Origin of the sequence: Rhodococcus sp. NPDC060086 (assembly GCF_042730275.1) — a bacterium.
GTDB lineage: Bacteria > Actinomycetota > Actinomycetes > Mycobacteriales > Mycobacteriaceae > Rhodococcus.
In genome coordinates, this window is the sequence record NZ_JBHWWZ010000012.1 from 54,681 (window position 1) to 81,479 (window position 26,799).

The 26,799-nt window shown below is 63.9% G+C and carries 23 protein-coding genes and 4 tRNA genes; 26 read left to right on the forward strand and 1 reads right to left on the reverse strand.

Translation table 11 applies throughout. The annotated features are described in order from the left end of the window. Positions 1 to 81: 81 nt before the first annotated feature. Positions 82 to 573: a YajQ family cyclic di-GMP-binding protein gene (locus ACFWB0_RS10065; RefSeq protein ID WP_378490299.1), complete on the reverse strand. Its 492-nt coding sequence runs from the start codon at positions 571 to 573 to the stop codon at positions 82 to 84. Positions 574 to 724: 151 nt separating this feature from the next. On the opposite strand from ACFWB0_RS10065, the gene ACFWB0_RS10070 reads away from it, so the two are divergent. The 26 genes from ACFWB0_RS10070 to ACFWB0_RS10195 all read left to right on the forward strand — a co-directional run bounded on the left by ACFWB0_RS10070 (position 725) and on the right by ACFWB0_RS10195 (position 26,775). Then, positions 725 to 807, forward strand: a tRNA-Tyr gene (locus tag ACFWB0_RS10070). 180 nt (positions 808 to 987) lie between these two features. Then, positions 988 to 1,060, forward strand: a tRNA-Thr gene (locus ACFWB0_RS10075). A 45-nt stretch (positions 1,061 to 1,105) separates the two neighbouring features. Further along, positions 1,106 to 1,178, forward strand: a tRNA-Met gene (locus ACFWB0_RS10080). A 60-nt stretch (positions 1,179 to 1,238) separates the two neighbouring features. Beyond that, entirely contained in the window at positions 1,239 to 1,406 is a 168-nt protein-coding gene (rpmG, locus tag ACFWB0_RS10085; RefSeq protein ID WP_003941903.1) for a 50S ribosomal protein L33, read from the forward strand. Positions 1,407 to 1,493: 87 nt separating this feature from the next. Then, the gene (gene hadA, locus ACFWB0_RS10090) at positions 1,494 to 2,066 is read left to right on the forward strand and encodes a (3R)-hydroxyacyl-ACP dehydratase subunit HadA (protein ID WP_378490300.1); all 573 of its coding nucleotides are present in this window, start codon (positions 1,494 to 1,496) and stop codon (positions 2,064 to 2,066) included. Further along, on the forward strand, positions 2,053 to 2,478 hold the full coding sequence (gene hadB, locus ACFWB0_RS10095) for a (3R)-hydroxyacyl-ACP dehydratase subunit HadB (RefSeq protein ID WP_378490301.1): 426 nt from the start codon (positions 2,053 to 2,055) through the stop codon (positions 2,476 to 2,478). Before hadA ends, hadB begins: the two co-directional genes overlap by 14 nt. 178 nt (positions 2,479 to 2,656) lie before the next feature. Beyond that, positions 2,657 to 2,729: transfer RNA gene (locus tag ACFWB0_RS10100), tRNA-Trp, on the forward strand. Positions 2,730 to 2,762: 33 nt separating this feature from the next. Further along, positions 2,763 to 3,185: a preprotein translocase subunit SecE gene (gene secE, locus ACFWB0_RS10105; protein WP_378490302.1), complete on the forward strand. Its 423-nt coding sequence runs from the start codon at positions 2,763 to 2,765 to the stop codon at positions 3,183 to 3,185. Positions 3,186 to 3,233: 48 nt separating this feature from the next. Further along, a complete protein-coding gene (gene nusG, locus ACFWB0_RS10110) occupies positions 3,234 to 4,016 on the forward strand; it encodes a transcription termination/antitermination protein NusG (protein ID WP_378490303.1) in 783 nt (260 codons plus the stop codon). A 79-nt stretch (positions 4,017 to 4,095) separates the two neighbouring features. Further along, a complete protein-coding gene (gene rplK, locus ACFWB0_RS10115; protein WP_330151368.1) occupies positions 4,096 to 4,530 on the forward strand; it encodes a 50S ribosomal protein L11 in 435 nt (144 codons plus the stop codon). Between the two features lie 85 nt (positions 4,531 to 4,615). After that, positions 4,616 to 5,329: a 50S ribosomal protein L1 gene (gene rplA, locus ACFWB0_RS10120; protein WP_378490304.1), complete on the forward strand. Its 714-nt coding sequence runs from the start codon at positions 4,616 to 4,618 to the stop codon at positions 5,327 to 5,329. A gap of 421 nt (positions 5,330 to 5,750) precedes the next feature. After that, on the forward strand, positions 5,751 to 6,278 hold the full coding sequence (rplJ, locus tag ACFWB0_RS10125; RefSeq protein ID WP_378490305.1) for a 50S ribosomal protein L10: 528 nt from the start codon (positions 5,751 to 5,753) through the stop codon (positions 6,276 to 6,278). A 126-nt stretch (positions 6,279 to 6,404) separates the two neighbouring features. Continuing rightward, positions 6,405 to 6,788 carry a 50S ribosomal protein L7/L12 gene (gene rplL, locus ACFWB0_RS10130; RefSeq protein WP_378490306.1) on the forward strand — a complete coding sequence of 128 codons (384 nt, stop codon included), beginning with the start codon at positions 6,405 to 6,407 and terminating at the stop codon, positions 6,786 to 6,788. A gap of 334 nt (positions 6,789 to 7,122) precedes the next feature. Continuing rightward, positions 7,123 to 8,208 carry an ABC transporter ATP-binding protein gene (locus tag ACFWB0_RS10135; RefSeq protein ID WP_378490351.1) on the forward strand — a complete coding sequence of 362 codons (1,086 nt, stop codon included), beginning with the start codon at positions 7,123 to 7,125 and terminating at the stop codon, positions 8,206 to 8,208. A gap of 8 nt (positions 8,209 to 8,216) precedes the next feature. Then, complete coding sequence (locus tag ACFWB0_RS10140) at positions 8,217 to 9,008, forward strand: MlaE family ABC transporter permease (RefSeq protein ID WP_378490307.1); 792 nt, start codon at positions 8,217 to 8,219, stop codon at positions 9,006 to 9,008. A 4-nt stretch (positions 9,009 to 9,012) separates the two neighbouring features. Continuing rightward, positions 9,013 to 9,873 (forward strand): MlaE family ABC transporter permease, encoded by an 861-nt coding sequence (locus tag ACFWB0_RS10145; protein WP_378490308.1) that lies wholly within the window; start codon positions 9,013 to 9,015, stop codon positions 9,871 to 9,873. Further along, entirely contained in the window at positions 9,870 to 11,240 is a 1,371-nt protein-coding gene (locus ACFWB0_RS10150) for an MCE family protein (RefSeq protein WP_378490309.1), read from the forward strand. Before ACFWB0_RS10145 ends, ACFWB0_RS10150 begins: the two co-directional genes overlap by 4 nt. Continuing rightward, complete coding sequence (locus tag ACFWB0_RS10155; RefSeq protein WP_378490310.1) at positions 11,237 to 12,316, forward strand: MCE family protein; 1,080 nt, start codon at positions 11,237 to 11,239, stop codon at positions 12,314 to 12,316. Before ACFWB0_RS10150 ends, ACFWB0_RS10155 begins: the two co-directional genes overlap by 4 nt. Continuing rightward, a complete protein-coding gene (locus ACFWB0_RS10160; RefSeq protein WP_378490311.1) occupies positions 12,313 to 13,311 on the forward strand; it encodes an MCE family protein in 999 nt (332 codons plus the stop codon). Before ACFWB0_RS10155 ends, ACFWB0_RS10160 begins: the two co-directional genes overlap by 4 nt. Next, complete coding sequence (locus ACFWB0_RS10165) at positions 13,311 to 14,570, forward strand: MCE family protein (RefSeq protein ID WP_378490312.1); 1,260 nt, start codon at positions 13,311 to 13,313, stop codon at positions 14,568 to 14,570. The genes ACFWB0_RS10160 and ACFWB0_RS10165 overlap by 1 nt, the downstream gene beginning before the upstream one ends. A gap of 29 nt (positions 14,571 to 14,599) precedes the next feature. Continuing rightward, entirely contained in the window at positions 14,600 to 15,898 is a 1,299-nt protein-coding gene (locus ACFWB0_RS10170; RefSeq protein WP_378490352.1) for an MCE family protein, read from the forward strand. Continuing rightward, positions 15,895 to 17,142 carry an MCE family protein gene (locus tag ACFWB0_RS10175; RefSeq protein WP_378490313.1) on the forward strand — a complete coding sequence of 416 codons (1,248 nt, stop codon included), beginning with the start codon at positions 15,895 to 15,897 and terminating at the stop codon, positions 17,140 to 17,142. Before ACFWB0_RS10170 ends, ACFWB0_RS10175 begins: the two co-directional genes overlap by 4 nt. Positions 17,143 to 17,189: 47 nt before the next feature. Continuing rightward, positions 17,190 to 17,777, forward strand: coding sequence for a hypothetical protein (locus tag ACFWB0_RS10180; RefSeq protein ID WP_378490353.1), 588 nt, complete (start codon positions 17,190 to 17,192; stop codon positions 17,775 to 17,777). Positions 17,778 to 18,081: 304 nt separating this feature from the next. Further along, the gene (locus ACFWB0_RS10185) at positions 18,082 to 18,822 is read left to right on the forward strand and encodes a hypothetical protein (protein ID WP_378490314.1); all 741 of its coding nucleotides are present in this window, start codon (positions 18,082 to 18,084) and stop codon (positions 18,820 to 18,822) included. 359 nt (positions 18,823 to 19,181) lie between these two features. Further along, a complete protein-coding gene (gene rpoB / locus ACFWB0_RS10190) occupies positions 19,182 to 22,688 on the forward strand; it encodes a DNA-directed RNA polymerase subunit beta (RefSeq protein ID WP_378490315.1) in 3,507 nt (1,168 codons plus the stop codon). Positions 22,689 to 22,803: 115 nt separating this feature from the next. Next, positions 22,804 to 26,775 (forward strand): DNA-directed RNA polymerase subunit beta', encoded by a 3,972-nt coding sequence (locus tag ACFWB0_RS10195; RefSeq protein ID WP_378490316.1) that lies wholly within the window; start codon positions 22,804 to 22,806, stop codon positions 26,773 to 26,775. Positions 26,776 to 26,799: the final 24 nt, after the last annotated feature.

Sequence of the window (26,799 nt, forward strand, 5' to 3'; positions counted from 1 at the left end):
CTTCCGTGAGCTTTCACGGAAGGCACCCTTGTTCGTACGAAGCTGTTCGTACGAAGCCGGAATCGGTTCCGGGTCGACGGCCTAGCGGTAGTTGACGAACTGCAGTGCGATGTCGAGATCTGCGTTCTTGAGCAGCGAGATCACTGCCTGCAGATCGTCCCGCTTCTTGCTGCTCACCCGCAGTTCCTCGCCCTGGATCTGGGCCTTGACACCCTTGGGGGCCTCGTCCCGGATCAGCTTGGAGATCTTCTTTGCGTTCTCCTGTGAGATACCTTCCACCAGCGAGCCGGTGAGCTTGTACGACTTTCCGGACTGGGCCGGCTCACCTGCGTCGAAGGCTTTGAGCGACAGGTCGCGTCGGATCAGCTTTTCCTTGAACACCTCGAGTGCTGCGAGGACGCGGTCTTCGGTGTCTGCGGTGATCGTGATGGATTCCTCGCCTGCCCACACGATGGATGCGCCGGTGTTCCGGAAGTCGAAGCGATTCGAGATCTCCTTCGCGGCCTGGTTCAGGGCGTTGTCCACCTCCTGACGATCAACCTTGCTCACCACATCGAATGACGAATCAGCCACGTTTGTTGTCTCCACTTCGGATCGGTCGGTAGGGGGTCGTGTCCAGCCGACGGTATCGCTTCGCGCAACCCCGTAACCACCCGGTTTGCAATCGAGGGGGGTATGCGTTGTATTGTTCCAATCGCATCGAGGAGCTGATCCCGACGCACCCGGCAGATTGCCCGAGCGGCCAATGGGAGCGGACTGTAAATCCGTCGGCTTATGCCTACGTAGGTTCGAATCCTACATCTGCCACACAGAACAGCCCCGGTTCCGCGGAACCGGGGCTGTTCTGCATCTCGGGTAGTTTCAAGGGGTGTCCGTGTCGGGGCACCCGGGTGCGATTACACGCTCCAACCTGCAGATTTTGTACTGACGGCGAGTGTGTGTAATCTTTTGGAGGCCGCAGCGAGCAGAGATGCTTACGGTGGCCGTGCCCCCTTAGCTCAGTCGGCAGAGCGTTTCCATGGTAAGGAAAAGGTCGACGGTTCGATTCCGTCAGGGGGCTCGCTGGATTGGAGTGACGCCCTTTATCTGCGACACTCGACACCGAGGCGGTGTAGCTCAGTTGGTAGAGCAAACGACTCATAATCGTTGCGTCGCCGGTTCAAGTCCGGTCACCGCTACCGAAGTAGAACGAACCACCTGATCCGAAATGGTCAGATTTACGCGAAAGAAGGCATCCCGTGGCCTCCTCCACCGACGTTCGGCCGAAGATCACTCTGGCCTGCGAGGTGTGCAAGCACCGTAACTACATCACCAAGAAGAACCGTCGTAACGATCCCGACCGCCTCGAGCTGAAGAAATTCTGCCCGAACTGCGGCACCCATCAGTCGCATCGCGAGTCGAAGTAGCCTGTTCGGGATCGACGTCGACGCGTGAGCTCTCCGCAGTACCGCCCACGCCGTTAGGCGTTGAGCGGAATTGCGGAGGTTTTGCGTATGACAGACATTCTTATGAACGATGAACCCGTGGACGTGACCGAACGGGCCGGGATCCCGTTCGATGCCGCCGCCCACGCCGCCTCCATGGTCGGTCATCACTACCGAGTGGACGACTTCTACGAGGTCGGCCGCGAGAAGGTGCGTGAGTACGCCCGCGCCGTGCTCGATTCTCACCCGGCGCATCACGATGAAGAAGCAGCGAAGGGCCTCGGATACGACGGCCTGATCGCTCCGCTGACCTTCGTCTCGATCATCGGGATGATCGCACAGCGGAAGCTGTTCGAGGAGATCGTCACCGGATACGACCTCAGCCAGATCATGCAGACCGATCAGCGCTTGGTGTTGCACCGGCCGATCCAGGTCGGCGATCGTTTGTTCTGCGACGTGTACCTCGACGACTTCCGTCAGGTTGCCGGCAGCGACATCATCACCACCAAGAACGTGATCACTGATCAGTACGACAATCTCGTGTTGACCACGTGGACCACGCTCGTCGGTCGTACGGGTGGTGAGGTCGACGCGAACATCGCGGAGGCGGTCAAGGATGTGATGATGCATGACGCTCCGTAGCTTCGTCGACGTGACGGTGGGCGAGGAACTTCCCTCGCGTGTCGTGACGCTCACGCGTGGAAACCTGGTCAATTACGCCGGTGTGTCGGGTGATCCCAACCCGATCCACTGGAGCGACAAGGTTGCCGAACTTGCCGGTTTGCGCAACGTGGTCGGGCACGGCATGCTCTCCATGGGCATTGCTGCCGGCTTCGTCACCGACTGGCTCGGCGATCCGGGCGCTGTGAACGAATACAATGTTCGTTTCACGAGCCCGGTGTTCGTGGAGGCCGACAAGGCCGCCGCAATCGAGTTCACAGGCAAGGTCAAGTCGGTGGACCCGGAAAGCAGGACGGCAGTGGTCGCGATCGTGGCGAAGTCCGAAGGGCGCAAGATCTTCGGTCGGGCCACGGCAACGGTCCGCTTGGCTTGACGGTCGAGCGGATTGGGTAGTCCCGGGGCAATGCAGTACACTAGGGCTTCTGGGATCGCATAGCGCAGCGCGCTGCTCTTCGGTACTTGGATGTACCGGTGGGGTGGCGCGCGTGTCATGTGATTGCAGATCGGCCGATCTGCGAGGTGTCGAAGTGTCGACGCCGATGATCGGCCAAAGGGGCGTAGCTCAATTGGCAGAGCAGCGGTCTCCAAAACCGCAGGTTGCAGGTTCAAGTCCTGTCGCCCCTGCACCCGGACTGCCCAGCGACCGAGAGGAACGATGTGAGCGAGGAGCGCGGTAGGCGCGACGGCGACACCGGAGGGTTTGCACCCGGTGATGCCGGAACGGAAACCGGCGCAACCCCCGACGCTTCCTCTTCGGCTGCGCGTCCGAGTGGTAAGCGCGCAGTTCGCCGTTCCGGCGCACAGGCATCGTCTTCTGCAGACGCCGAGGGCCCGCGTACCCGCCGATCCGCAGTCGAGGCGGCAGACCGGCCAGCTCAGCAGAAACCCGAGAACATCTTCAAGCGCCTGCGTCGATTCCTCCGCGAGGTCATCGCGGAACTCCGCAAGGTGATCTGGCCGAATCGTAAGCAGCTGACGACCTATTCGATTGTCGTTGTTGTATTCGTGGCCGTCATGACCGCGCTCATCTTCGGATTGGACCTGGCATTCGGTCAGGGCGTCAACTGGTTGTTCGGCTAGCGCGTACGCGCGCCGGCAAATTGTGATCGACGAGAGGAAAGTGCCCCGGTGAGCACCCCCGAGAACGACTCCTACGAGCCCTCGCCCGACGAGCGCGTTTCGGACGAGGTCGTTGTCGACGAGGCAGTCGTCGACCAGGAGGTCGTCGATGGCCCCGCGACCGAAGAGTCGGTGGAGGCGGGCGCAGCAGCCGATACCGAGACCGCCGACGAGGTCGATCCTGCTGAGGCGCTCGAGAAGCAGCTGCGCCTCGAGCCGGGCGACTGGTACGTGATCCACTCGTACGCCGGCTACGAGAACAAGGTGAAGACCAATCTCGAGACCCGCGTCCTGAACCTCGACCTGAGCGAGTACATCTTCCAGGTCGAGGTGCCGACCGAAGAAGTCACCGAGATCAAGAATGGTCAGCGTAAGCAGGTCAACCGCAAGGTGTTGCCCGGTTACATCCTGGTGCGCATGGAGCTGAACGACGAATCGTGGGGCGCCGTGCGCAACACGCCCGGAGTGACCGGATTCGTCGGCGCCACGTCTCGGCCATCGCCGCTGACGATCAAGGAGGTCGTGAAGTTCCTCCTTCCTCAGCAGGCGAAGAAGAAGCCCGCCGCCGGTGCGTCCGCGGGAGGCGAGCAGACATCCGCCGCCAGCAAGCCGGCCATCGAGGTCGACTTCGAGGTCGGCGAGTCGGTCACCGTCATGGACGGTCCGTTCGCCACGCTGCCCGCGTCGATCAGCGAGGTCAACGCCGAGCAGCAGAAGCTCAAGGTCCTGGTGTCGATCTTCGGTCGCGAAACTCCCGTGGAGTTGTCCTTCACGCAGGTCTCGAAGCTCTGATCTGCCGATCCTTTCGACACACGAAAGCTTGCAGTAGGAATACGCAAGAACCACACCGAGCAAGAAACTAGGAATAGAGATGCCCCCCAAGAAGAAGAAGATCGCCGGGCTCATCAAGCTCCAGATCCAGGCCGGCGCGGCCAACCCGGCTCCGCCGGTCGGCCCCGCGCTGGGTCAGCACGGCGTCAACATCATGGAGTTCTGCAAGGCCTACAACGCGGCGACCGAGTCGCAGCGCGGCAATGTGGTGCCGGTCGAGATCACGGTCTACGAAGACCGCTCGTTCGACTTCAAGCTGAAGACCCCTCCGGCTGCCAAGCTGCTGCTCAAGGCTGCTGGTGTGCAGAAGGGCTCCGGCGAGCCGCACAAGACCAAGGTCGCCAAGGTGACCATGGATCAGGTCCGCGAGATCGCGAAGACCAAGCAGGAAGACCTCAACGCCAACGACGTCGAGGCCGCCGCGAAGATCATCGCGGGCACGGCACGCTCGATGGGCATCACCGTCGAGGGCTGACCTCCACCAGGCAAGTGTGGGAGGGCCGGCCAGGCCCGCACCACTCCCGAACCATTCACCTACCGGTGAGAAGTTAGGAAACAACATGGCAAAGCGCAGCAAGGCTTACCTCGCCGCCGCCGAGAAGATCAATCCGGACGCCCTCTACAGCCCGCTCGATGCAGCGAAGCTGGTCGAGGAGACGACGTCCAAGAACTACGACGCCACGGTCGAGGTCGCCATGCGCCTCGGTGTGGACCCGCGCAAGGCGGACCAGATGGTCCGCGGCACGGTGAACCTGCCGCACGGCACGGGTAAGACCGCGCGCGTCGTCGTCTTCGCTGTCGGCGAGAAGGCCGCTGAGGCCGAGGCCGCAGGCGCGGATGTCGTCGGTGCCGAGGATCTGATCGAGCGGATCCAGGGTGGCTGGACGGATTTCGACGCCGCCATCGCGACACCGGATCAGATGGCCAAGGTCGGCCGCATCGCTCGTGTTCTGGGCCCGCGTGGTCTCATGCCGAACCCGAAGACCGGTACGGTCACCCCGGACGTCGCGAAGGCTGTGACGGACATCAAGGGCGGCAAGATCAACTTCCGCGTCGACAAGAACTCGAACCTGCACTTCGTGATCGGCAAGGCGTCGTTCGGCGAGACGAAGCTGGTCGAGAACTACGCTGCTGCCCTCGACGAGGTGCTTCGTGTGAAGCCGTCGAGCGCGAAGGGTCGCTACATCAAGAAGGTCACGATCGCGACGACCTCCGGACCGGGCATCCCGGTGGATCCGGCGCGTACGCGTAACCTCCTCGAGATCGCCGAATAGGCTTCGGTAGCACCTTCGTTCGTTCTACGAACGCAACGAGCGGTCGGCACGGATCATCTCCGTGCCGACCGTTTTGCATTCCCGCCGATTCATCCGCTATTGTTCAGCGTGTAGTTCGGCATTGTGCCGATCTTCACCCCGATCATGTTCTACCCAAGACCGTTGGTCACCCTTTCCGCATGCGGAATCGGTTGAAGGTCCGGATTTGTCCGGCGGCCCACGCAGGAGGACGAGGTTAGGGAGATGCGAGAGAATTCGCGCGTCGAGCCTTCGGGTAAGAAGCCGATTCACCGCCTTTTCCTTCTACGCCCCGTGTGCCCTGCGCCGGGGCGTTCGTCGTTTCTCGGCCCAACGCCTGTCGCAGGTGGGACGTCCCGTTCGGGACGCCGGGAAAACGACTGTAACTGAGAGGAGGCGAAGTATGGCAAAGCCCGAGAAGGTCTCCGCAGTTGAGGAGATCACCGAGCAGTTCAAGACCTCGACGGCCGCTGTGGTCACGGAATACCGTGGTCTGTCGGTGGGAAGTCTGACCGAGCTGCGTCGCGCGCTCGGAGGGGGTGCGACCTACTCCGTCGCCAAGAACACCCTGGTCAAGCGTGCCGCCGCTGAGGCGGGCGTCGAGGGTCTCGACGATCTGTTCGTCGGTCCGACCGCCATCGCGTTCGTCAAGGGCGAGCCGGTGGACGCTGCGAAGGCTCTCAAGGCCTTCGCAAAGGACAACAAGGCACTCGTCATCAAGGGCGGGTACATGGACGGCGACGTGCTGTCCGTGGACCAGGTCAACAAGATCGCGGACCTCGAGTCCCGCGAGGTTCTGTTGGCCAAGCTCGCCGGCGCGATGAAGGGCAACTTGGCAAAGGCCGCCGGCCTGTTCAATGCTCCCGCTTCCCAGGTGGCTCGCCTCGCGGCCGCCCTGCAGGAGAAGAAGGCGGCCGAAGAAGCCGCCTGACGCTGATCCGCATCACCGCGAATCTGCATCACCGCGAAAACAGATACATCCACGCATGCTTCGGCGTGCACCCTCCCAATCGGTCGCGGATCAGCGACATGGGACTTATCAGGAAGGACCGCCACCATGGCGAAGCTCACCACCGAAGAGCTGCTCGACGCTTTCAAGGAACTGACCCTGCTCGAGCTCTCGGAGTTCGTGAAGGCGTTCGAGGAGACCTTCGAGGTCACCGCTGCTGCTCCGGTTGCCGTCGCTGCTGCCGGTGCTCCGGTCGCTGCCGAGGCTGCTGAAGAGCAGGACGAGTTCGACGTCGTCCTCGAAGGTGCCGGCGAGAAGAAGATCCAGGTCATCAAGGTCGTGCGCGAGCTCGTCTCCGGCCTGGGCCTGAAGGAAGCCAAGGACCTCGTCGAGAGTGCTCCGAAGGCGATCCTCGAGAAGGTTGCCAAGGACGCTGCCGAGGCTGCAAAGGCCAAGCTCGAAGAGGCCGGCGCCAAGGTCACCGTCAAGTAGGACGGTTCCTCATTCGCGCGGGAGTTGCTCTCGCGTAGTGGCGTGAACGTATAGCCGCCCCCACGGATTTCGAATCCGTGGGGGCGGCTTTTACGTGTGTGCCGAGAATGTCGTCCGAATCGGAATTGCCCGCGTGTTCCCTGCGCATTCCGGACGCTTGTCGAATACCGTACTGACTGTGTATCGGCGCAGGTCATGGCGTAAGTGCTCCTATGCGCAGAGTGTCGATTTGCCAACTTACTCATAAGTAGTATTCACTGTCACAGACACCACTTCGATGCGATAGAGTGGCCCAACCCACAGCGGGGGATGGCGTCGAAACAGTGTGGAGGTAATCGTGGGCGTAGAGGTTTCCGTCGAGGGGCTGACCAAGTCGTTCGGCTCGCAGCGAATCTGGCAGGACGTGTCGTTGACGCTTCCCGCGGGTGAAGTCAGTGCGCTGCTCGGTCCGTCCGGTACGGGTAAGTCGGTGTTCCTCAAGTCGCTGATCGGTCTGCTGCGGCCCGAGCAGGGCACGATCGTCATCGACGGCACCGACATTCTGCAGTGCTCGAGCAAAGATCTCTACGAGATCCGGAAGCTGTTCGGCGTGCTGTTCCAGGACGGCGCGCTGTTCGGTTCGATGAACCTGTACGACAACGTGGCTTTCCCGTTGCGTGAGCACACCAAGAAGTCCGAGTCGGACATCCGCAAGGTCGTGATGAGCAAGCTCGAGCTCGTGGGTCTGCTCGGTGCGGAAGACAAGCTTCCCGGTGAGATCTCCGGTGGTATGCGTAAGCGTGCGGGGCTGGCTCGTGCGCTGGTGCTCGATCCCGAGATCATCCTGGTGGACGAGCCGGACTCGGGTCTCGATCCGGTGCGTACGACGTACATTTCGCAGACCTTGATCGATATCAACGCGGAGATCGACGCGACGATCCTGATCGTGTCGCACAACATCAATCTGGCTCGTACGGTGCCCGACAACATCGGGATGCTGTTCCGTCGGCAGTTGGTGATGTTCGGTCCGCGTGAGGTGCTGCTCACCTCGGATGAGCCGGTGGTCAAGCAGTTCCTCAACGGCACGATGATCGGTCCGATCGGGATGTCGGAGGAGAAGGACGAGGCGCAGATGGCTCACGAGCAGGCGCTCGTGGACGCCGGGCACCATGCCGGTGGTGTCGAGGATGTGGAGGGCATCGTTCCGCAGATGCATGCGACGCCGGGGATGCCGGTGCGTCAGGCGGTGGGGCGGCGTCAGGCACGTGTGCGTCGGATCCTGCACACGCTTCCGCCGGCGGCACAGGCCGCGATCGTCGAATCGCTCGACGGTGAAGACACAGCGTCTTCCTACCCCCAGCACGACTACCGCGACGACGACACCCAGGTGATTCCCGCGTACTCGCCCGAAGGATACAACCAGCCTCACGGCATGAAGTAGGAGAATAGATGGGGGGAAGTACCTCGTTCGTGCGCCCGGTGCACGGCGCTCTCACCCAAGCCGGGAACATCTTCGAACTGTTCGTCGACGTCGTACGCAACACCTTCCGGCGTCCGTTCCAGTTCCGGGAATTCATCGAGCAGGCCTGGTTCATCGCCAGCGTCACGATCCTCCCCACAGCGCTGGTAGCGATCCCGTTCGGTGCCGTCGTATCGCTGCAGACCGGGTCGCTGATCAAGCAGCTCGGTGCGGAATCGTTCACCGGCGCAGCGAGCGTGCTCGCGGTGATCCAGCAGGGCAGCCCGATCGTGACCGCATTGCTGATCGCGGGCGCGGCAGGTTCCGCGGTCACGGCCGATCTCGGATCTCGCACCATCCGCGAGGAGATCGACGCGATGAAGGTGCTGGGCATCGACCCGATCCAGCGACTGGTGGTGCCGCGTGTGCTCGCGATGGTGTTGGTGGCCCTGCTCCTCAACGGACTGGTCTCGGTCGTCGGTATCGCGGGTGGGTACTTCTTCAACGTCATCCTCCAGGACGGGACCCCGGGGGCGTACCTCGCATCGTTCTCGGCCCTGGCGCAGCTTCCCGACCTCTATGTGGCGGAGCTCAAAGCGGCGATCTTCGGTGTCATCGCCGGCGTCGTCGCGTCGTACAAGGGACTGAACCCGGGTCCCGGCCCGAAGGGCGTCGGCGAAGCGGTGAACCAGACCGTCGTCATTACATTCCTGTTGCTTTTCTTTGCGAATCTCATCCTGACGATGGTGTATTTGCAGGTCGTTCCGGCGAAGGGGTCCTGAACCGATGACAATCGCCAAGGGCCGCGGAGATCTCTTTCTGATCCGCGGCCGGAGAGTGCTGCGCGCACCGCTGAACATTCTCGACCGCGCGGGCGAGCAGATGTCGTTCTACGCGCGGGCGGTCGCGTGGATTCCGCGAACGATCACGCATTACCGCAAGGAAGTTCTTCGGCTCCTCGCCGAGGTGACCTTCGGCAGTGGTGCCCTCGCCGTGATCGGCGGCACCATCGGCGTCATCGCGATGATGTCCGGGTTCACCGGCGTCGTCGTAGGCCTGCAGGGCTACGCGGCGCTCGAACAGCTCGGATCGTCGGTGCTCACGGGCTTCCTGTCTGCCTACGTCAACACCCGTGAGCTCGCGCCGGTCGTCGCAGCGCTCGCGTTGTCGGCCACTGTCGGCTGTGGTTTCACCGCACAGCTCGGCGCGATGCGGATCAGTGAAGAGATCGATGCCCTCGAGGTGATGGCGGTTCCGTCGGTGCCGTTCCTCGTGACCACGCGAATGATTGCAGGCTTCGTTGCGGTCATCCCGCTGTACATCGTCGGCCTGCTCGCCGCGTACCTGATGACACGGGTGATCAGCACCATGTTCAACGGGCAGTCGGCAGGGTCGTACGACCACTATTTCAATCTGTTCCTCCCACCGGAGGACGTGCTCTATTCGTTCGCGAAAGTACTGGTATTCGCGTTCGTGCTGATCCTCATCCACTGCTACTACGGATTCCACGCGAGTGGCGGTCCCGCAGGCGTCGGTGTGGCTGTGGGGCGTGCGGTGCGGACCGCGATCGTCACCATCGCGGTGCTCGACTTCTTCCTCAGTCTCGCGATCTGGGGGACCAGCACGACGGTGAGGGTGGCGGGATGAGCGAGACATCGACGGTGCGGCGGCGCCTGCTCGGTCTGGTGTTCTTCCTCGTCTTGGCACTGTTCATCGCCGGCACCATCGCGATGTACAACAAGACGTTCAAGAAGGTCGTCGAGGTCGAACTCCTCACCGACAGCATCGGCAACGCGCTCCCCAAGAACGCCGACGTGAAGGTACGCGGTGTGATCGTGGGGGAGGTGCGATCGACGAGCACCTCGGGCGACCAGGTCACTGCGCACCTCGCCATCGACCCGAATCAGGCCGACCTCATTCCCGCCGATTCGACAGGACAGCTGCTGCCGAAGACGCTTTTCGGTGAGCGGTACGTGTCGCTGATCATCCCGGACGATCCCGGCCGTTCGCTGCAGGCAGGCGACGTCCTGGTGCAGGACACCAGCGAGAAGACCGCCGAACTCGGCGAGGTGCTCGACGGACTGCTCCCCCTGCTGCAGGCGATTCCTCCGCAGGACCTCGCGAACACCCTCGGTGCACTCGCACAGGGACTCAGCGGCCGAGGCGAGACGCTCGGCCGGACCGTCGACAACCTCGAACAGATATTCCGAGAGGTCAACGTGGAACTGCCGACCCTGCAGGAAGACCTGCGCGGCCTCGCCGATTTCACCCGGACCTACTCCGAGGCTGCCCCCGACCTCATCAATGCACTCGACAACCTCCGGACCACCGGCGGCACCGTCGTCGAACAGCAGAACCAGATCCGGACCCTGCTGGCCAGCGCGACCGGCGCCTCCGCGTCGACCGCAGATTTTCTGCAGACCAACGCGAACTCGCTGATCAGCATCGCTGCGGACTCCAAGGAAGCCTTGCAGTTGCTCGCCCGGTACTCGCCGTCGTTCCAATGCACGTTCCGGGGTTTCGCCGAAGCCAAGCCCGCCGCGGTGGAACTGCTCGCCGCTGACGATCCTTTCCCCGGCGCGCGCGCAAACATCCAGTTCACCAACCCCAAGGGCCGCTACCTGCCCAACCAGGACGAACCGCGTCTGCTCGACACTCGAGGACCAGCCTGCTACGACCAGGTCACCGAACCGGGCCGGCATTTCCCCCAGTACCCCGGTGGCTCGGTCAACGACGGCTCCTACCAGGTGCCCTCTCGTAACCCGGGACCCGCGTCGATCCCGATGTTTCCGGCACCCGAAGGATCTGGTGTGCCCGACGACGTGAGCACCATCATCGGGCTGTCCGGGCCGGACGCCGCGACCCCGGTCTCGTACGAGGGGTCGCGTGCAGAACAGGACACCCTCGACGTGATCTACGGCCAGGCCACAGGCATCGCACCGCAGGACGTCCCGGGGTGGACGACACGGCTGGGCGCACCCGCACTTCGTGGTGCGGAGGTGAGCTTCCAGTGAGAGGCCTTGCTGCACCACTGATCAAGTTGATCGTCTTTGCTGTCGTCACCATCTTCGCCACCGGTGTCCTCGCAGCCACCATCGCGACCGTCGGAGGTAGCGGAGGGGCGAAGTTCCACGCCGTGTTCTCCGACGTGACCTCACTCAACGAGGGCGACGACGTGCGCATCGCAGGCGTCAAGGTGGGACAGGTCGACGACATCGCGATCGTCAACGAACGCCAGGCCCGCGTGACGTTCTCACTCCAGCAACGCGATTGGCTTCCTGCGACGTCGACCGCGGCCCTGCGTTTCCGGAATCTGGTCGGCCAGCGCTACATCGCGCTGGGACAGGGCGAAGGCGACCAGGGGCTGCGCATGACCGAAGGGGAGACCATCCCCATCGAACGGACTCGGCCGGCAGTCAACCTCACGACGTTGTTCGACGGATTCCGCCCGCTGTTCCAAACGCTCAGCGCCGACGACGTCAACAAGCTGTCCTTCCAGATCATCCAGGTCTTCCAAGGCGAAGCGGGCACCATCGGCGATCTCGTGCGCAGCACCGCAAGCCTGACCAACACGATCGCCGACAAGGACGCCGTGATCGGTGCCGTGATCGACAACCTCAACACCGTCCTCACGACGATCGACGAGCGCGACGAACAACTCGACTCGCTCCTGGTCAACACCCAAGCGCTCGTCAGCGGTCTCGCAGCGGACCGCGACACGGTGGGTTCGTCGGTGCAGTCACTCGCGGGCCTGACCGACGCGGTGGCGGACGTGCTGGAACCGACCCGCCCGTCGGTCACCCAGTCGATCACCGCGCTGAACGAGCTGACCGCGAACCTCAATGCGAACAGCGGTGAAGTGAACGACGTGCTCGCGAACCTGCCCGTCAAACTCGAGAAACTCGGCCGTGTCGCCAGCTACGGGTCGTGGTTCCAGTTCTACCTGTGCGGTATCGACATCATCGCCGGCCCCGGTTCGGTGCCGTACCTGAATCTCCCCACAGGGCTACCCACCGTCAATCAGCCCATCTATACGAATGCGGCGCAGCGATGCTCGCAGGACGGGATGCAGGAGTTGCAGGGACGATGAGTACACGCCGCAGTCCGGCAGCCGCCGGTGCCCTGGGCATCGTCGTGATTCTGCTGGCAACACTGTCCGCATTCTTTCTCGACTCGTTGCCGATCGTCGGCGCCGGAGCGACCTACAAAGCCGAGTTCAGCGAGGCGGCAGGGCTCAAGGCCACCAACGAGGTCCGCATCGCCGGCGTCAAGGTCGGTACGGTCAGCGCCGTCGAACTCGAAGGTGATCGCGTCATCGTGTCCTTCCGAGTGCAGGACGCCTGGGTCGGCGACAACACCTCGGCATCGATCCAGATCAAGACGATCCTGGGGCAGAAGTACCTCGCGCTGAACCCGAGCGGTGCCGAGGTCCTCGACCCGGACGACCGGATTCCGTTGGACCGCACGGTCTCGCCGTACGACGTGATCGAGGCATTCTCGTCCGCGGCCACGACACTCGGCGACATCGACTCCGACCAGCTCGCAACGAGTTTCGAGACCTTGGCCGGCGCGTTCTCGGAGACTCCCGACGACATCCGCGCGTCTCTCGACGGCGTGAGCAGGTTGTCGGAGACGATCGCGAGTCGCGACAAGGAACTCAAGCGGCTCCTCGAAGCCACGGGCAATGTGTCGCAGATCCTGGCCGACCGGAACACCGAGTTCAATCGTCTGCTCAGCGACGGAGCCCTGCTCATCACCGAGCTCAACAACCGGCAACAGGCCATCTCACAGCTGCTCGAAGGAACCAAGCGGCTCTCCACGGAGCTCTCGGCGCTGGTGGTGGAGAACCAGGAACAGATCGGTCCGGCTCTCGAGAACCTGCGCGGCGTCGTGCAGATCCTGCAGGACAACAACGACAACCTCGACAGGGCCATGAAGCTGTACGAGCCGTTCGTGCGTCTGTACTCCAATGTGGTCGGCAACGGCCGCTGGTTCGATCAGGTCGTCGTGAACCTCACGCCGCCGGGTCTGCCCGAGATTCCGGGATACCGAGAGCCGGGGCGCACATTGGGAGAGGGGAACTGATGGCACACGCCGACAACACCGATTCCCCGGAGCGGAGCGGCCGCGGGCGCACTGCGCTGATCGCGCTCGCAGTGGCCGTGGCGCTCGTGGTCGCGGGTGCCCTGTGGTGGGTGTTCGCCCGCGCCGGAACGACGACGGTCACCGCGTACTTCGACAAGGCCGTCGGTATCTACGAAGGATCCGACGTACGGGTTCTCGGCGTCGAGGTCGGCAGTGTCACCTCCGTCGAACCGCAAGGGGAGATCGTCGAGGTCTCCATGCGCATCGCTCGCGGAGTGGACATCCCGGCCGACGCCAGGGCCGTGCAGATCACGCCCTCCGTGGTCGCCGACCGCTACGTCCAGCTCACCCCTGCCTACTCGGGTGGCGAGACGATGAGCGACGGTGCCGTCATCGACCGCGAACACACCGCTACTCCCGTCGAGGTCGACGAGCTGTACGCGAGCATCGACGAGCTGGCGCGGGCCCTCGGACCGGAGGGAGCGAACGCCGACGGTGCGCTGACCGAGTTCGTGGAGGTCGGTGCCGAGAACCTCGAAGGCAACGGCGCGGCGCTCGGCCAGAGCATCGACCAGCTCTCGGCTGCTGCCCGCACGCTCAACGAATCGCGCGGTGATCTCTACGGAACCATCGAGAACCTGCAGATCTTCGTGAGCGCGCTCGCGGCCAACGACCAGCAGGTGCGGCAGTTCAACACTCAACTTGCGGATCTGTCGGGATTTCTCGCCGGGGAACGCCAGAACCTCGGTGAAGCTCTCGAACAGCTTTCGATGACGCTCGGGGACGTCACGACGTTCGTGCGCGACAACCAGGAAGCGGTCAAGGACAACGTCGATGCCTTGGTTCCCGTCACGGAGAATCTGGCGAACAATCGTCAATCTCTCGTGAACTCCCTGACGCTGCTGCCACTCGCGGTGAGCAACCTCGTCAACTCGTACGACGCAGAATCGGGCTCGTTGTCGTCGCGTCTGGTCCTGCCGGATCTGGAGGATCCGGCCGGGGCCATCTGCAAGCTCATCGACGTGGGCAAGCTGATGCCCGGCGATCCCGAGTTCGAAGCGCTGGGACGGCAGATGCAGCCCTTGATCGACCGCTGCGGCGACGTCATGGGGCAGATCACCGAGGACACGAGGTCCCCGGACCTGATCCTGCCGTTCGGAATCATGAGCGGCGAGAACATCCAGCGGCAGGTCGTCCCGGGTACGGTGCCGGGTGTCGTGTCGCCGCGGCTGGACCTGAGCGAAGAGGGGGGCCAGTGAGGCGCACGGTGACACATGGACGCACGAGCCTGCCGCGTTCGACGCTCGTCGGCGTGGGGGCATGCGTCGTCGCGATGACGGTCGCGGGTTGCGGTGGCATCTACGATGTTCCGCTTCCCGGCGGCGCCGATCTCGGCGACGATCCGATCCGGGTCACCATCGAATTCGACGATGTCCTCGATCTGGTGCCGCAGTCGACCGTCAAGGTCTACGGCGTGCCGATGGGGCGGGTCCAATCGATCGGCGTGGCAGGGGACGGATGGACCGCAGACGTCGAGATCGTCCTCAACTCCGAAGCCGACCTACCCGCCAACACGTTCGCCGTGGTCGAGCAGAGCAGTCTGCTGGGCGAGAAGTTCGTGCAGCTCGCTCCGCCGTCGGACGAGCCCGCGTCGGGTGAACTCGTGGACGGCGCCACCATCCCGCTCGAACGGACACGTCACGCGACCGAGATCGAGCCCGTCCTCGGGGCACTGTCATTGCTGCTCAACGGTGGCGGTGTCGGTCAACTCGCCCCCGTGATCGAAGAGCTGTCGACGGCATTCGAGGGGCGGGAAGGCACGACACGCAGCCTCATCCAAGAGGCAGAATCCCTGATCACCGGACTCGACCAGCAGCGGGACGACATCACCCGCGCGATCGACGGCCTCGACGCGTTGTCCGAGCGGGTCGCAGCGCAGAACGAGCAGGTCGCCGCGATCCTCGACGACCTCCCGGTGGCGACGGAGGTGCTCGAACAGCAGCGACCCGAGCTCACGCAACTCCTCGTGCAGCTCGACCGGCTCGGAACGGTCGGCACCGATATCCTCGATCAGTCCAAGGACGACCTCATTGCCGATCTGCTCGCGCTGCGCCCGACTCTCCAGGCACTGGCTGCGTCGGGCGACGATCTCGTGCAGTCTTTGTCGTTCATCCCGACGGTGCCGTTCCCGGACAGCGTCGAAGACATCATCGTCGGCGGTTCCATGAACCTGTTCCTCCTCGTCGACCTGCAGATCGGCGACGCACTCGCCTCACTCGGTGTGGGGCAGGGCGAGCCCGTCTACAGAGAGCCGAAGTTCGGGAACCCGAAGCCGCTCGTCGACCCGTCCAACCCGTACTACAACGGAAACGGACCGCATGTGGGGTGGCCGACGGTCTCGTTGGTACCGCTACTGCCCGCACCGACATTGCCCGACCTCCTGACCCTTCCCGACGGTGTCACGTTGCCGGAGGGTGTCGAGATCCCCGGGGTCGCTGAGGCCGGCGGCAGCCGTGCGCCCGCACCGCCTCCGCCCAATCCGCTGGAGGGCCTGATGGATCAGCTCGGAATCGGGGGTGGCAGATGAGATCGCGGTTGGTGAGGATTCAGCTCGTGGCCTTCGTCGTCATCGCGCTGCTGGGCGTGGTGTACGTGGGCGCCCGTTACGTTCGGCTCGACAATCTCATGGGCTTCGGCCAGTACACCGTCAACGCCCAATTCCCGAGTTCGGGCGGTGTGTTCGAGAATGCGGAGGTCACCTACCGAGGCGTACCGGTCGGGCGGGTGGGCACTCTCTCGCTCACCGCCGACGGTATCGATGTCGAGTTGAATCTCGACGACGGCGGGCCGCAGATCCCGGCATCGGCTCGGGCCGTGGTCGCGAACCGATCCGCGATCGGTGAACAGTACGTCGACCTACGACCACCCACCGACCAAGGCCCGTACCTGGTCGAGGGATCGGTCATCGAATCGACGGCCGACGATCTTCCGGTGCCGGTCGAAGACCTGCTGGTGAGTACGAACGAGCTGACGCGTTCGGTGCCGAAGGAGGCACTGCACACCGTCGTCACCGAACTCGGCGCGGCGTTCGACGGTCGAGGCGACGAGCTGCAGATTCTCGTCGACTCGCTCGCCCAGCTCAGTGAATCGGGTGTCGAATACCTGCCGCAGACCGTCACGTTGATCCGGGACAGCCTGACCGTGCTCGACACCCAGTCCGAGCAGTCGTCCGCAATCGAGCAGTTCAGCTCCGATCTCGACCTGATCACCGCTCAACTGCGCGACAGCGACCCCGACATCCGCAGGCTCATCGAAGCCGGAACCTCTGCGAGCGATGAGCTGGACCGACTGATCGCGGATTCAGGTCCGGGACTCACCGCTGACCTGACCAACCTCGCTGCGCTCGGTGAGACTCTTGCGCCGCAGGCGATCGCACTGCAGCCACTGCTCGCGTTTCTTCCGGCTGTGGCGGCCAGCGCCGGTACCGTCGCCCCCGGCGACGGTACGGTGAGGCAGGGCATCGTGCTGGAGACGAACAACCCGCCGTCGTGCACCCTGGGATACGAGGGAACGTACGAGATCATCGAGCAGATGCGCGCGGAGAATCCGAACTTCGACGATCACCAGCAGGACTTCCCGTTCAACACGGAAGCGTCGTGCGAGGCGCCGCAAGGCAGCGTGACGGGTGTGCGCAGTGCGAACCGGATCGTGTTCGCCGATCCCGCGACCATCCAGCCGTGGGATTTCATCCCGAAGAAGGACCCCGACAAGCTGAACCTGAATCCGATAGCGACGCAGTTGGCGCCGCTTCTCGGAGTCACCCCGAAATGAGCAGTGAGTAGGTTATTGGAGTGAGAGCAAGAACTGTCGCCCTGTCGATCGTGAGCGCTCTGGCGGTGGTCGCCCTCGTGGCCGTCGTGTGGTTCGGATTCGGATGGGCGAAGGCACTGATCGTCGATCGTTCGGTGGCCGAAACGCGCGATGCCGCGTTGGCCGGGGCGTTCCAGGCAACGATCAACCTCAACAGTGTCGATGCGCAGGATGTGGATGCGTCGCTCGACAACATGCGCTCGTCGATCACCGGCGACGCGCTGCTGGGCGATCTCGCCGCGACCGAACAACAGATCCGCGACCAGGTCACTGCGACCGGCACCAGCATGTCGGCGGAGGTGCTCTTCGGATCCTTGACCGAACTGAATACCGACGACGACGTGGCAAAGGCACTCGTCGTGCTCGCGGTGCGCACGACCACTCCCGAGAACTACGTGGTCAACAAGGTCTCGGTGAACGCGTCGATGGCGAAGGACGGCGACGTCTGGAAAGCGGTGACGATCGAGCCGCTCGGGTCGGTCGCGATGGAGGAGGGCCCGACCGCGGGCACACAGCCTGCTCCCTCCGAGCCTGTACCGGGAGAGCCGGCGCCGGCAGAGCCCGCTCCGGTACCCGAGGGTGCCGCAACGCCGTGACCTGCAACAACGTCCCCATCTGCAGCAACGTCTCGACCAGCAGTGACGGCTCGACGAGCAGTGACAGTAGCGAGCCGACGAAGGAGAACGTGTAGTGCCACCGCAGCGACGCAACCCCGGGCCGCCGCGCCGTCGACCGAAGATCGCCGGCGCGTCCCGTACCAGGCCTGAGCCGAGTACCGACGCGGTCACCCCGAACCCGGATTCTTCGAACCCGGATTCTTCGAGCCCGGTTTCTTCGAGCCCAGTTTCTTCGAGCCCAGCGTCTTCGAGTCGCGAAGCCGATCGCGTCGAGCAGGTCGACGTGTCCGCCTCGACCGGTCCGGCCACTGACAGCTCCGCCAGCTCCGACAGCGCGGTCGACTCGGCCCGGCCGGACGGCGCCGACAAGAAGGCTGGGCCGGACGCGAAGGCCGGGCCGGACGAGACGGTCGATCCTGAAAAGATTTCCGCCCCGAGTCCGGGCGAGACCCCGCTGCAGACCTATGACCGGTTGCATGCCGACGCCTCCCATCAGATGTACCCACCGCACCAGCCCGATGGCCGGCAAAGATCGGGACCGAGCCGGATGTCGGTGCTCGCAGTGGCGGTGGTCGCCGTCCTGCTGGGTGCGCTCGCGGTGGTCGCGGCCTTCCGGCCCGGAACGTCGGACGGAAGTGTTGCGTGGGTCGACCGGGCGGAGACCGCCGCGGTGACCGAGGCCGCCGCGTACGCGATCGAGGCGATGCACGGGTACAACTTCGAGACGATCGACGAGGATTTCGCCGAGATCCGCGAACTGCTCACCGACGAACGCCGCGAGGAATTCGACTCGACTGCCCAGGTCACCAAGGAGGCCGCCGTGCAGACCCGGACCGTGACGGAGGTGACTGTGGCGCACATCGGAGCACGGATGATCGACGAGTCCAAGGCCGAGGTCGCTGCGTACATCAACGTGAGCGCGACCGGTGACGGGGTGGCGCAGGGGAGTGCGGCAGCGCCATTGCTGGTGCGGATGGAGAAGGCGGATGGTCGCTGGCTGGTCTCCGAGATCCGTGATCAGTAGGCCCGGCGCACCCGGTCGGTAGGCCTGTTGCGGGTGGGACACCGGTGACCGATGGCTCTTGACGTGAACGACGTGAGACGTCACTCTATCGGTACGCCTGTGCGATACCGACTCAGTTACGTCGCCTCCAGGTTTCTTTGACGCACCCGTGGACATTTTCGTGTGTTCAGTGTAAGTTGGTTCTTTGCGCTGGCTGCCTCCTGTCCACACCTCGACCTGTGAGCCCGTGAATCGTTCCCTTAGGGCGATTTCATCGGATTCTTCGGCGGGGTTTCAGTTCGGGTTGTGACCAGCCGAAACGCCCCACATGAAGAAGCAGGTACAGCGGCGGTCGCACCGGTTGGAGCGACCCGCGTGAGGTGCTGGAAGGACGCATCTTGGCAGTCTCTAGCCAGACCAAGGCAGTAGCCGGAATCCCCGGAGCCCCGAAGAGGGTCTCATTCGCGAAAATTCGCGAACCCCTCGAAGTTCCCGGGCTCCTCGATGTACAGACAGATTCCTTCGAATGGTTGATCGGGTCGGAGCGCTGGCGCGCGAAGGCTGCTGAGCGCCGCGACGGCAGTGTTGCCGGTGGTCTCGAAGAGATCCTCGCCGAGCTTTCGCCGATCGAAGATTTCTCGGGTTCGATGTCCCTCTCCTTCTCCGACCCGCGCTTCGACGAGGTCAAGGCCTCGGTCGAGGAGTGCAAGGACAAGGACATGACGTACGCGGCTCCGCTGTTCGTCACTGCCGAGTTCATCAACAACAACACCGGTGAAATCAAGAGCCAGACGGTCTTCATGGGTGACTTCCCGATGATGACCGGCAAGGGCACCTTCGTCATCAACGGCACCGAGCGTGTCGTCGTGTCGCAGCTCGTGCGTTCGCCCGGTGTGTACTTCGACAAGTCCGTCGACAAGAGCACCGAGAAGGACCTGCACAGCGTCAAGGTCATCCCCGGTCGCGGTGCATGGCTCGAGTTCGACGTCGACAAGCGCGACACCGTCGGTGTGCGCATCGACCGTAAGCGTCGCCAGCCCGTCACGGTGCTGCTCAAGGCTCTCGGTTGGTCCACCGAGCAGATCGTGGAGCGCTTCGGCTTCTCCGAGATCATGATGTCCACGCTCGAGAAGGACAACACCGCAGGTACCGACGAGGCGCTCCTCGACATCTACCGCAAGCTTCGTCCGGGCGAGCCGCCGACGAAGGAGAGCGCACAGACGCTCCTCGAGAACCTGTTCTTCAAGGACAAGCGCTACGATCTGGCGCGCGTGGGCCGTTACAAGATCAACAAGAAGCTGGGCCTGAACACCGGCCAGCCGATCGAGGCATCGACCCTCACCGAAGAAGACATCGTCGCGACCATCGAGTACCTGGTGCGTCTGCATGCGAGCGAGAACTGGATGACCGCTCCGGACGGCGTCGAGGTTCCGGTCGAGGTCGACGACATCGATCACTTCGGCAACCGTCGTCTGCGTACCGTCGGCGAGCTCATCCAGAACCAGATCCGCGTGGGCCTGTCCCGCATGGAGCGCGTCGTTCGTGAGCGCATGACGACCCAGGACGTCGAGGCGATCACGCCGCAGACCCTGATCAACATCCGTCCCGTCGTGGCCGCGATCAAGGAGTTCTTCGGAACTTCGCAGCTGTCGCAGTTCATGGACCAGAACAACCCGCTGTCGGGCCTGACGCACAAGCGTCGCCTGTCGGCTCTCGGCCCCGGTGGTCTGTCGCGTGAGCGTGCCGGCCTCGAGGTTCGTGACGTCCACCCGTCGCACTACGGCCGCATGTGCCCGATCGAGACCCCTGAAGGCCCGAACATCGGCCTGATCGGTTCGCTGTCGGTGTACGCGCGGGTCAACCCGTTCGGGTTCATCGAGACCCCGTACCGCAAGGTCGTCGACGGTATCGTCACCGACGAGGTCGACTACCTCACGGCAGACGAAGAGGACCGCTTCCTCATCGCGCAGGCGAACTCGCCGATCGCAACGGACAATACGTTCGCCGATGATCGCGTGCTCGTCCGCAAGAAGGGCGCGGAGATCGAGTACGTCGGTGCCGACGCAGTCGAGTACATGGACGTCTCGCCGCGCCAGATGGTGTCCGTCGCGACGGCCATGATCCCGTTCCTCGAGCACGACGATGCCAACCGCGCGCTCATGGGCGCGAACATGCAGCGTCAGGCCGTGCCGCTGATCCGTAGCGAGGCTCCGGTCGTCGGTACCGGCATGGAGCTGCGTGCTGCAGTGGATGCCGGCGACGTCATCGTCACCGAGAAGCCCGGCGTGGTCGAGGAGGTGTCGGCCGACTTCATCACGGTGATGGCCGACGACGGCACCCGCCGCACCTACCGTCTGCGCAAGTTCGACCGATCGAACCAGGGCACGTGCTCCAACCAGCGTCCGATCATCGACGAGGGGCAGCGTGTCGAGGCCGGCCAGGTTCTGGCCGACGGCCCCTGCACCGAGAACGGTGAGATGGCGCTGGGCAAGAACCTGCTCCTCGCGATCATGCCGTGGGAAGGCCACAACTACGAGGACGCGATCATCCTGTCGCAGCGCCTCGTGGAAGAGGACGTCCTGACCTCGATCCACATCGAGGAGCACGAGATCGATGCCCGCGACACCAAGCTCGGTGCCGAGGAGATCACTCGCGACATTCCGAACGTCTCCGACGAGGTCCTTGCCGACCTCGACGAGCGCGGCATCGTCCGCATCGGTGCCGAGGTCCGCGACGGCGACATCCTGGTCGGCAAGGTCACCCCGAAGGGCGAGACCGAGCTCACCCCGGAGGAGCGCCTGCTCCGCGCGATCTTCGGTGAGAAGGCCCGCGAGGTGCGCGACACGTCGCTCAAGGTTCCTCACGGCGAGACCGGCAAGGTCATCGGCGTCCGCGTGTTCTCCCGCGAGGACGACGACGATCTGCCTCCGGGCGTCAACGAACTCGTCCGCGTGTACGTGGCGCAGAAGCGCAAGATCCAGGACGGCGACAAGCTCGCCGGACGCCACGGCAACAAGGGCGTCATCGGCAAGATCCTCCCGCAGGAGGACATGCCGTTCCTGCCCGACGGCACGCCTGTCGACATCATCCTGAACACCCACGGTGTTCCGCGTCGTATGAATATCGGCCAGATCCTCGAGACTCACCTCGGCTGGATCGGCAAGGCCGGTTGGAACGTGCAGGTCGCCGACGACGGGTCGCGCCCCGAGTGGGCACAGAATCTGCCCGCGGAGATGCTCGCCGCCGAGCCCGACTCGAACATCGCAACGCCGGTGTTCGACGGTGCTCGCGAGGAGGAGCTCACGGGTCTGCTGTCGTCGACGCTGCCGAACCGCGACGGCGAGGTCATGGTCGGCCCCGACGGCAAGGCGACGCTGTTCGACGGTCGTTCCGGCGAGCCGTTCCCGTACCCGGTTGCGGTCGGCTACATGTACATCATCAAGCTGCACCACTTGGTCGACGACAAGATCCACGCGCGTTCGACCGGTCCGTACTCGATGATCACGCAGCAGCCGCTCGGTGGTAAGGCCCAGTTCGGTGGTCAGCGCTTCGGTGAGATGGAGTGCTGGGCCATGCAGGCCTACGGCGCCGCATACACCCTGCAGGAGCTGCTCACCATCAAGTCCGACGACGTGGTGGGTCGCGTGAAGGTGTACGAGGCGATCGTCAAGGGCGAGAACATCCCCGAGCCCGGTATTCCGGAGTCGTTCAAGGTGCTCCTCAAGGAACTTCAGTCGCTCTGCCTCAACGTGGAGGTGCTGTCCAGCGACGGCGCTGCCATCGCAATGGCCGACAGCGACGACGAGGACCTGGAGCGGGCAGCAGCCAACCTGGGCATCAACCTTTCCCGCAACGAGTCGGCCACGGTCGACGACCTCGCGAACTAGGAGCCGAACCGATGCGGTACGCCACCGAGTCACACCGGACGCGTACCGCATCGGGCCCCGGCAGCGATAGCGACAACTAGCAGCAACAAGGCCCGCACAGGGGAAAGGAAGTTACGTGCTCGACGTCAACTTCTTCGATGAACTCCGGATCGGTCTGGCCACCGCGGCCGACATCCGTAACTGGTCGTACGGCGAGGTCAAGAAGCCGGAGACCATCAACTACCGCACGCTCAAGCCCGAGAAGGACGGCCTCTTCTGCGAGAAGATCTTCGGCCCCACCCGGGACTGGGAGTGCTACTGCGGTAAGTACAAGCGTGTCCGCTTCAAGGGCATCATCTGTGAGCGCTGCGGCGTCGAGGTGACCCGCGCCAAGGTGCGCCGTGAGCGGATGGGCCACATCGAACTGGCCGCACCCGTCACACACATCTGGTACTTCAAGGGTGTGCCGAGCCGTCTCGGTTACCTGCTCGACCTCGCTCCGAAGGATCTCGAGAAGATCATCTACTTCGCTGCGTACGTCATCACCTCGGTCGACGACGAGCTCCGTCACAACGAGCTCTCGACGCTCGAGGCGGAGATGGAGGTCGAGAAGAAGGGTGTCGCCGATCAGCGCGACGCCGACCTCGAAGCTCGCGCACAGAAGCTCGAAGCCGATCTGGCGGAGCTCGAGGCAGAAGGCGCGAAGTCGGACGTCCGCCGCAAGGTCAAGGACGGCGGCGAGCGCGAAATGCGTCAGCTGCGCGACCGTGCTCAGCGCGAGCTCGATCGCCTCGACGAGATCTGGACGACGTTCACGAAGCTCGCTACCAAGCAGCTCATCGTGGACGAGCTGATCTACCGCGAGCTGCAGGACCGCTACGGCGAGTACTTCACCGGCGCGATGGGTGCAGAGGCGATCCAGAAGCTCATCGAGACCTTCGACATCATCGCCGAGGCCGAGAACCTGCGCGAGATCATCCGCAGTGGCAAGGGCCAGAAGAAGCTCCGCGCGCTCAAGCGTCTCAAGGTCGTGGCGGCGTTCGCGCAGTCCGGCAACTCGCCGATGGGCATGGTTCTCGACGCTGTTCCGGTGATCCCGCCGGAGCTGCGTCCCATGGTGCAGCTCGACGGTGGCCGCTTCGCGACCTCCGACCTCAACGACCTGTACCGCCGTGTCATCAACCGGAACAACCGCCTCAAGCGACTGATCGACCTCGGAGCTCCCGAGATCATCGTCAACAACGAGAAGCGGATGCTCCAGGAGTCCGTCGACGCGCTGTTCGACAACGGTCGTCGTGGCCGGCCGGTGACGGGTCCGGGCAACCGCCCCCTCAAGTCGCTGTCCGATCTGCTCAAGGGCAAGCAGGGTCGCTTCCGTCAGAACCTGCTCGGTAAGCGCGTCGACTACTCGGGCCGTTCGGTCATCGTCGTCGGCCCGCAGCTCAAGCTGCACCAGTGCGGCCTGCCGAAGCTCATGGCTCTCGAGCTGTTCAAGCCGTTCGTGATGAAGCGCCTCGTGGACCTGAACCACGCGCAGAACATCAAGTCGGCCAAGCGCATGGTCGAGCGTCAGCGTCCGCAGGTGTGGGACGTCCTCGAAGAGGTCATCAACGAGCACCCGGTTCTGCTGAACCGTGCGCCTACGCTGCACCGCCTCGGAATCCAGGCGTTCGAGCCGCAGCTCGTCGAGGGTAAGGCCATCCAGCTGCACCCGCTCGTGTGTGAGGCCTTCAACGCCGACTTCGACGGTGACCAGATGGCCGTGCACCTGCCGCTGTCGGCGGAGGCTCAGGCCGAAGCGCGCATCCTGATGCTGTCGTCGAACAACATCCTGTCGCCGGCATCGGGCCGCCCGCTCGCTATGCCGCGTCTGGACATGGTGACGGGTCTGTACCACCTGACCCGTCTCGTCGAGGACGCCGTGGGTGCGTACAAGCCTGCCTCGGCCGACGAGGCGGAGCAGGGCGTGTACTCGTCGCCTGCAGAGGCCATCATGGCCGTCGACCGCGGTGTGCTGTCGGTGCAGTCGCCGATCCGGGTGCGTCTGGCCCACCAGCGTCCGCCGCGCGAGATCGAGAACGAGCTGTTCCCCGAAGGCTGGCGTTACGGCGAGAGTTGGCTCGCCGATACCACCCTCGGTCGCGTGATGTTCAACGAGTTGCTGCCGATCAACTACGGCTTCGTCAACGACATCATGCCGAAGAAGCGCCAGGCCGGGATCATCAACGACCTCGCCGAGCGTTATCCGATGATCGTGGTGGCGCAGACCGTCGACAAGCTCAAGGACGCGGGCTTCTACTGGGCCACGCGTTCGGGTGTCACCATCGCGATGTCGGACGTGCTGGTTCCGCCGGAGAAGAAGGAGATCCTCGAGCGTTACGAGGGTCAGGCCGACTCGATCCAGCGGCAGTACGACCGCGGCAAGCTGTCGGAGGACGAGCGTCGCGATTCGCTCGTCAAGCTGTGGCAGGAAGCGACCGAAGAGGTCGGCCAGGTCATGGAGGCTCACTACCCGGACGACAACCCGATCCCGACGATCGTGAAGTCCGGCGCTGCGGGCAACATGACCCAGATCCGCTCGCTGGCGGGTATGAAGGGCCTGGTGACGAACCCGAAGGGCGAGTTCATTCCTCGTCCGATCAAGTCCTCGTTCCGTGAGGGCCTGACCGTCGCCGAGTACTTCATCAATACGCACGGTGCGCGTAAGGGTCTGGCCGATACCGCTCTGCGTACCGCCGACTCGGGTTACCTGACTCGTCGTCTGGTGGACGTCTCGCAGGACGTCATCGTCCGCGAGGTCGACTGCGGCACGCCGCGCGGCATCGAGATGGTCATCGCCGAGCCCGAGCGTGACGCACAGGGCAACGAGACCGGCAAGCTGGTTCGCGACGCTCACATCGAGACGAGCACGTACGCCCGCACGCTGGCGACGGAGGCAATCGACGCCGCCGGGAACGTCGTCGTCGAGCGCGGCTCCGACCTCGGCGATCCCGCGATCGAGGCTCTCCTCGAGGCCGGTATCCAGAAGGTCAAGGTCCGCTCGGTCCTCACCTGCGACACCGGTACCGGGGTCTGCGCAACCTGCTACGGCCGCTCCATGGCGACGGGCAAGCTCGTCGACATCGGCGAGGCCGTCGGTATCGTCGCCGCTCAGTCGATCGGTGAGCCCGGTACACAGCTGACGATGCGTACGTTCCACCAGGGTGGTGTCGGCGAGGACATCACCGGCGGTCTGCCGCGTGTCCAGGAGTTGTTCGAGGCCCGTGTCCCCAAGGGCAAGGCTCCGATCGCCGACGTGTCCGGCCGTATCCGCCTCGAGGACGACGATCGTTTCTACAAGATCACGATCGTCCCCGACGACGGTGGCGAGGAGGTCGTGTACGACAAGCTGTCCAAGCGTCAGCGTCTGCACGTCATCCGTAAGGCAGACGGCACCGAAGGTGTCCTCGGCGACGGCGACCACGTGGATGTCGGTCAGCAGCTCCTCGAAGGTGCTGCCGATCCGCACGAGGTGCTGCGCGTGATGGGCCCCCGTCAGGTTCAGATCCACTTGGTCCATGAGGTCCAGGAGGTCTACCGGAGCCAGGGTGTGTCGATTCACGACAAGCACATCGAGACGATCGTTCGTCAGATGCTGCGTCGCGTGACGATCATCGATTCGGGTGCGACGGAGTTCCTGCCCGGTTCACTGGTCGAGCGCAGCGAGTTCGAGGCTGCGAACCGTCGTGTGGTCCAGGAAGGTGGCGAGCCGGCAGCGGGTCGTCCCGTCCTGATGGGCATCACGAAGGCCTCGCTGGCCACCGACTCGTGGCTGTCGGCGGCATCGTTCCAGGAGACCACTCGTGTGCTGACCGACGCGGCGATCAACTGCCGTTCGGACAAGCTGATCGGTCTCAAGGAAAACGTGATCATCGGCAAGCTGATTCCTGCCGGTACCGGCATCAACAAGTACCGGAACATCCAGGTTCAGCCGACCGAGGAAGCGCGTGCTGCCGCGTACGCCATCCCGGCGTACGACGACCAGTACTACTCGCCGGACGGCTTCGGCCAGAACACCGGTGCTGCAGTGCCTCTGGATGACTACGGTTACTCCAACGACTACCGGTAGTTCGCTGCCGTAGTCACAAAGGTC

Coding starts and splice junctions, on each gene's coding strand:
- hadA (WP_378490300.1), top strand. CDS start 1,494: ATGACAGACATTCTTATGAACGATGAACCCGTGGACGTGACCGAACGG.
- hadB (WP_378490301.1), top strand. CDS start 2,053: ATGACGCTCCGTAGCTTCGTCGACGTGACGGTGGGCGAGGAACTTCCC.
- rplK (WP_330151368.1), top strand. CDS start 4,096: ATGCCCCCCAAGAAGAAGAAGATCGCCGGGCTCATCAAGCTCCAGATC.
- rplA (WP_378490304.1), top strand. CDS start 4,616: ATGGCAAAGCGCAGCAAGGCTTACCTCGCCGCCGCCGAGAAGATCAAT.
- rplJ (WP_378490305.1), top strand. CDS start 5,751: ATGGCAAAGCCCGAGAAGGTCTCCGCAGTTGAGGAGATCACCGAGCAG.
- rplL (WP_378490306.1), top strand. CDS start 6,405: ATGGCGAAGCTCACCACCGAAGAGCTGCTCGACGCTTTCAAGGAACTG.
- ACFWB0_RS10140 (WP_378490307.1), top strand. CDS start 8,217: ATGGGGGGAAGTACCTCGTTCGTGCGCCCGGTGCACGGCGCTCTCACC.
- ACFWB0_RS10145 (WP_378490308.1), top strand. CDS start 9,013: ATGACAATCGCCAAGGGCCGCGGAGATCTCTTTCTGATCCGCGGCCGG.
- ACFWB0_RS10150 (WP_378490309.1), top strand. CDS start 9,870: ATGAGCGAGACATCGACGGTGCGGCGGCGCCTGCTCGGTCTGGTGTTC.
- ACFWB0_RS10160 (WP_378490311.1), top strand. CDS start 12,313: ATGAGTACACGCCGCAGTCCGGCAGCCGCCGGTGCCCTGGGCATCGTC.
- ACFWB0_RS10165 (WP_378490312.1), top strand. CDS start 13,311: ATGGCACACGCCGACAACACCGATTCCCCGGAGCGGAGCGGCCGCGGG.
- ACFWB0_RS10175 (WP_378490313.1), top strand. CDS start 15,895: ATGAGATCGCGGTTGGTGAGGATTCAGCTCGTGGCCTTCGTCGTCATC.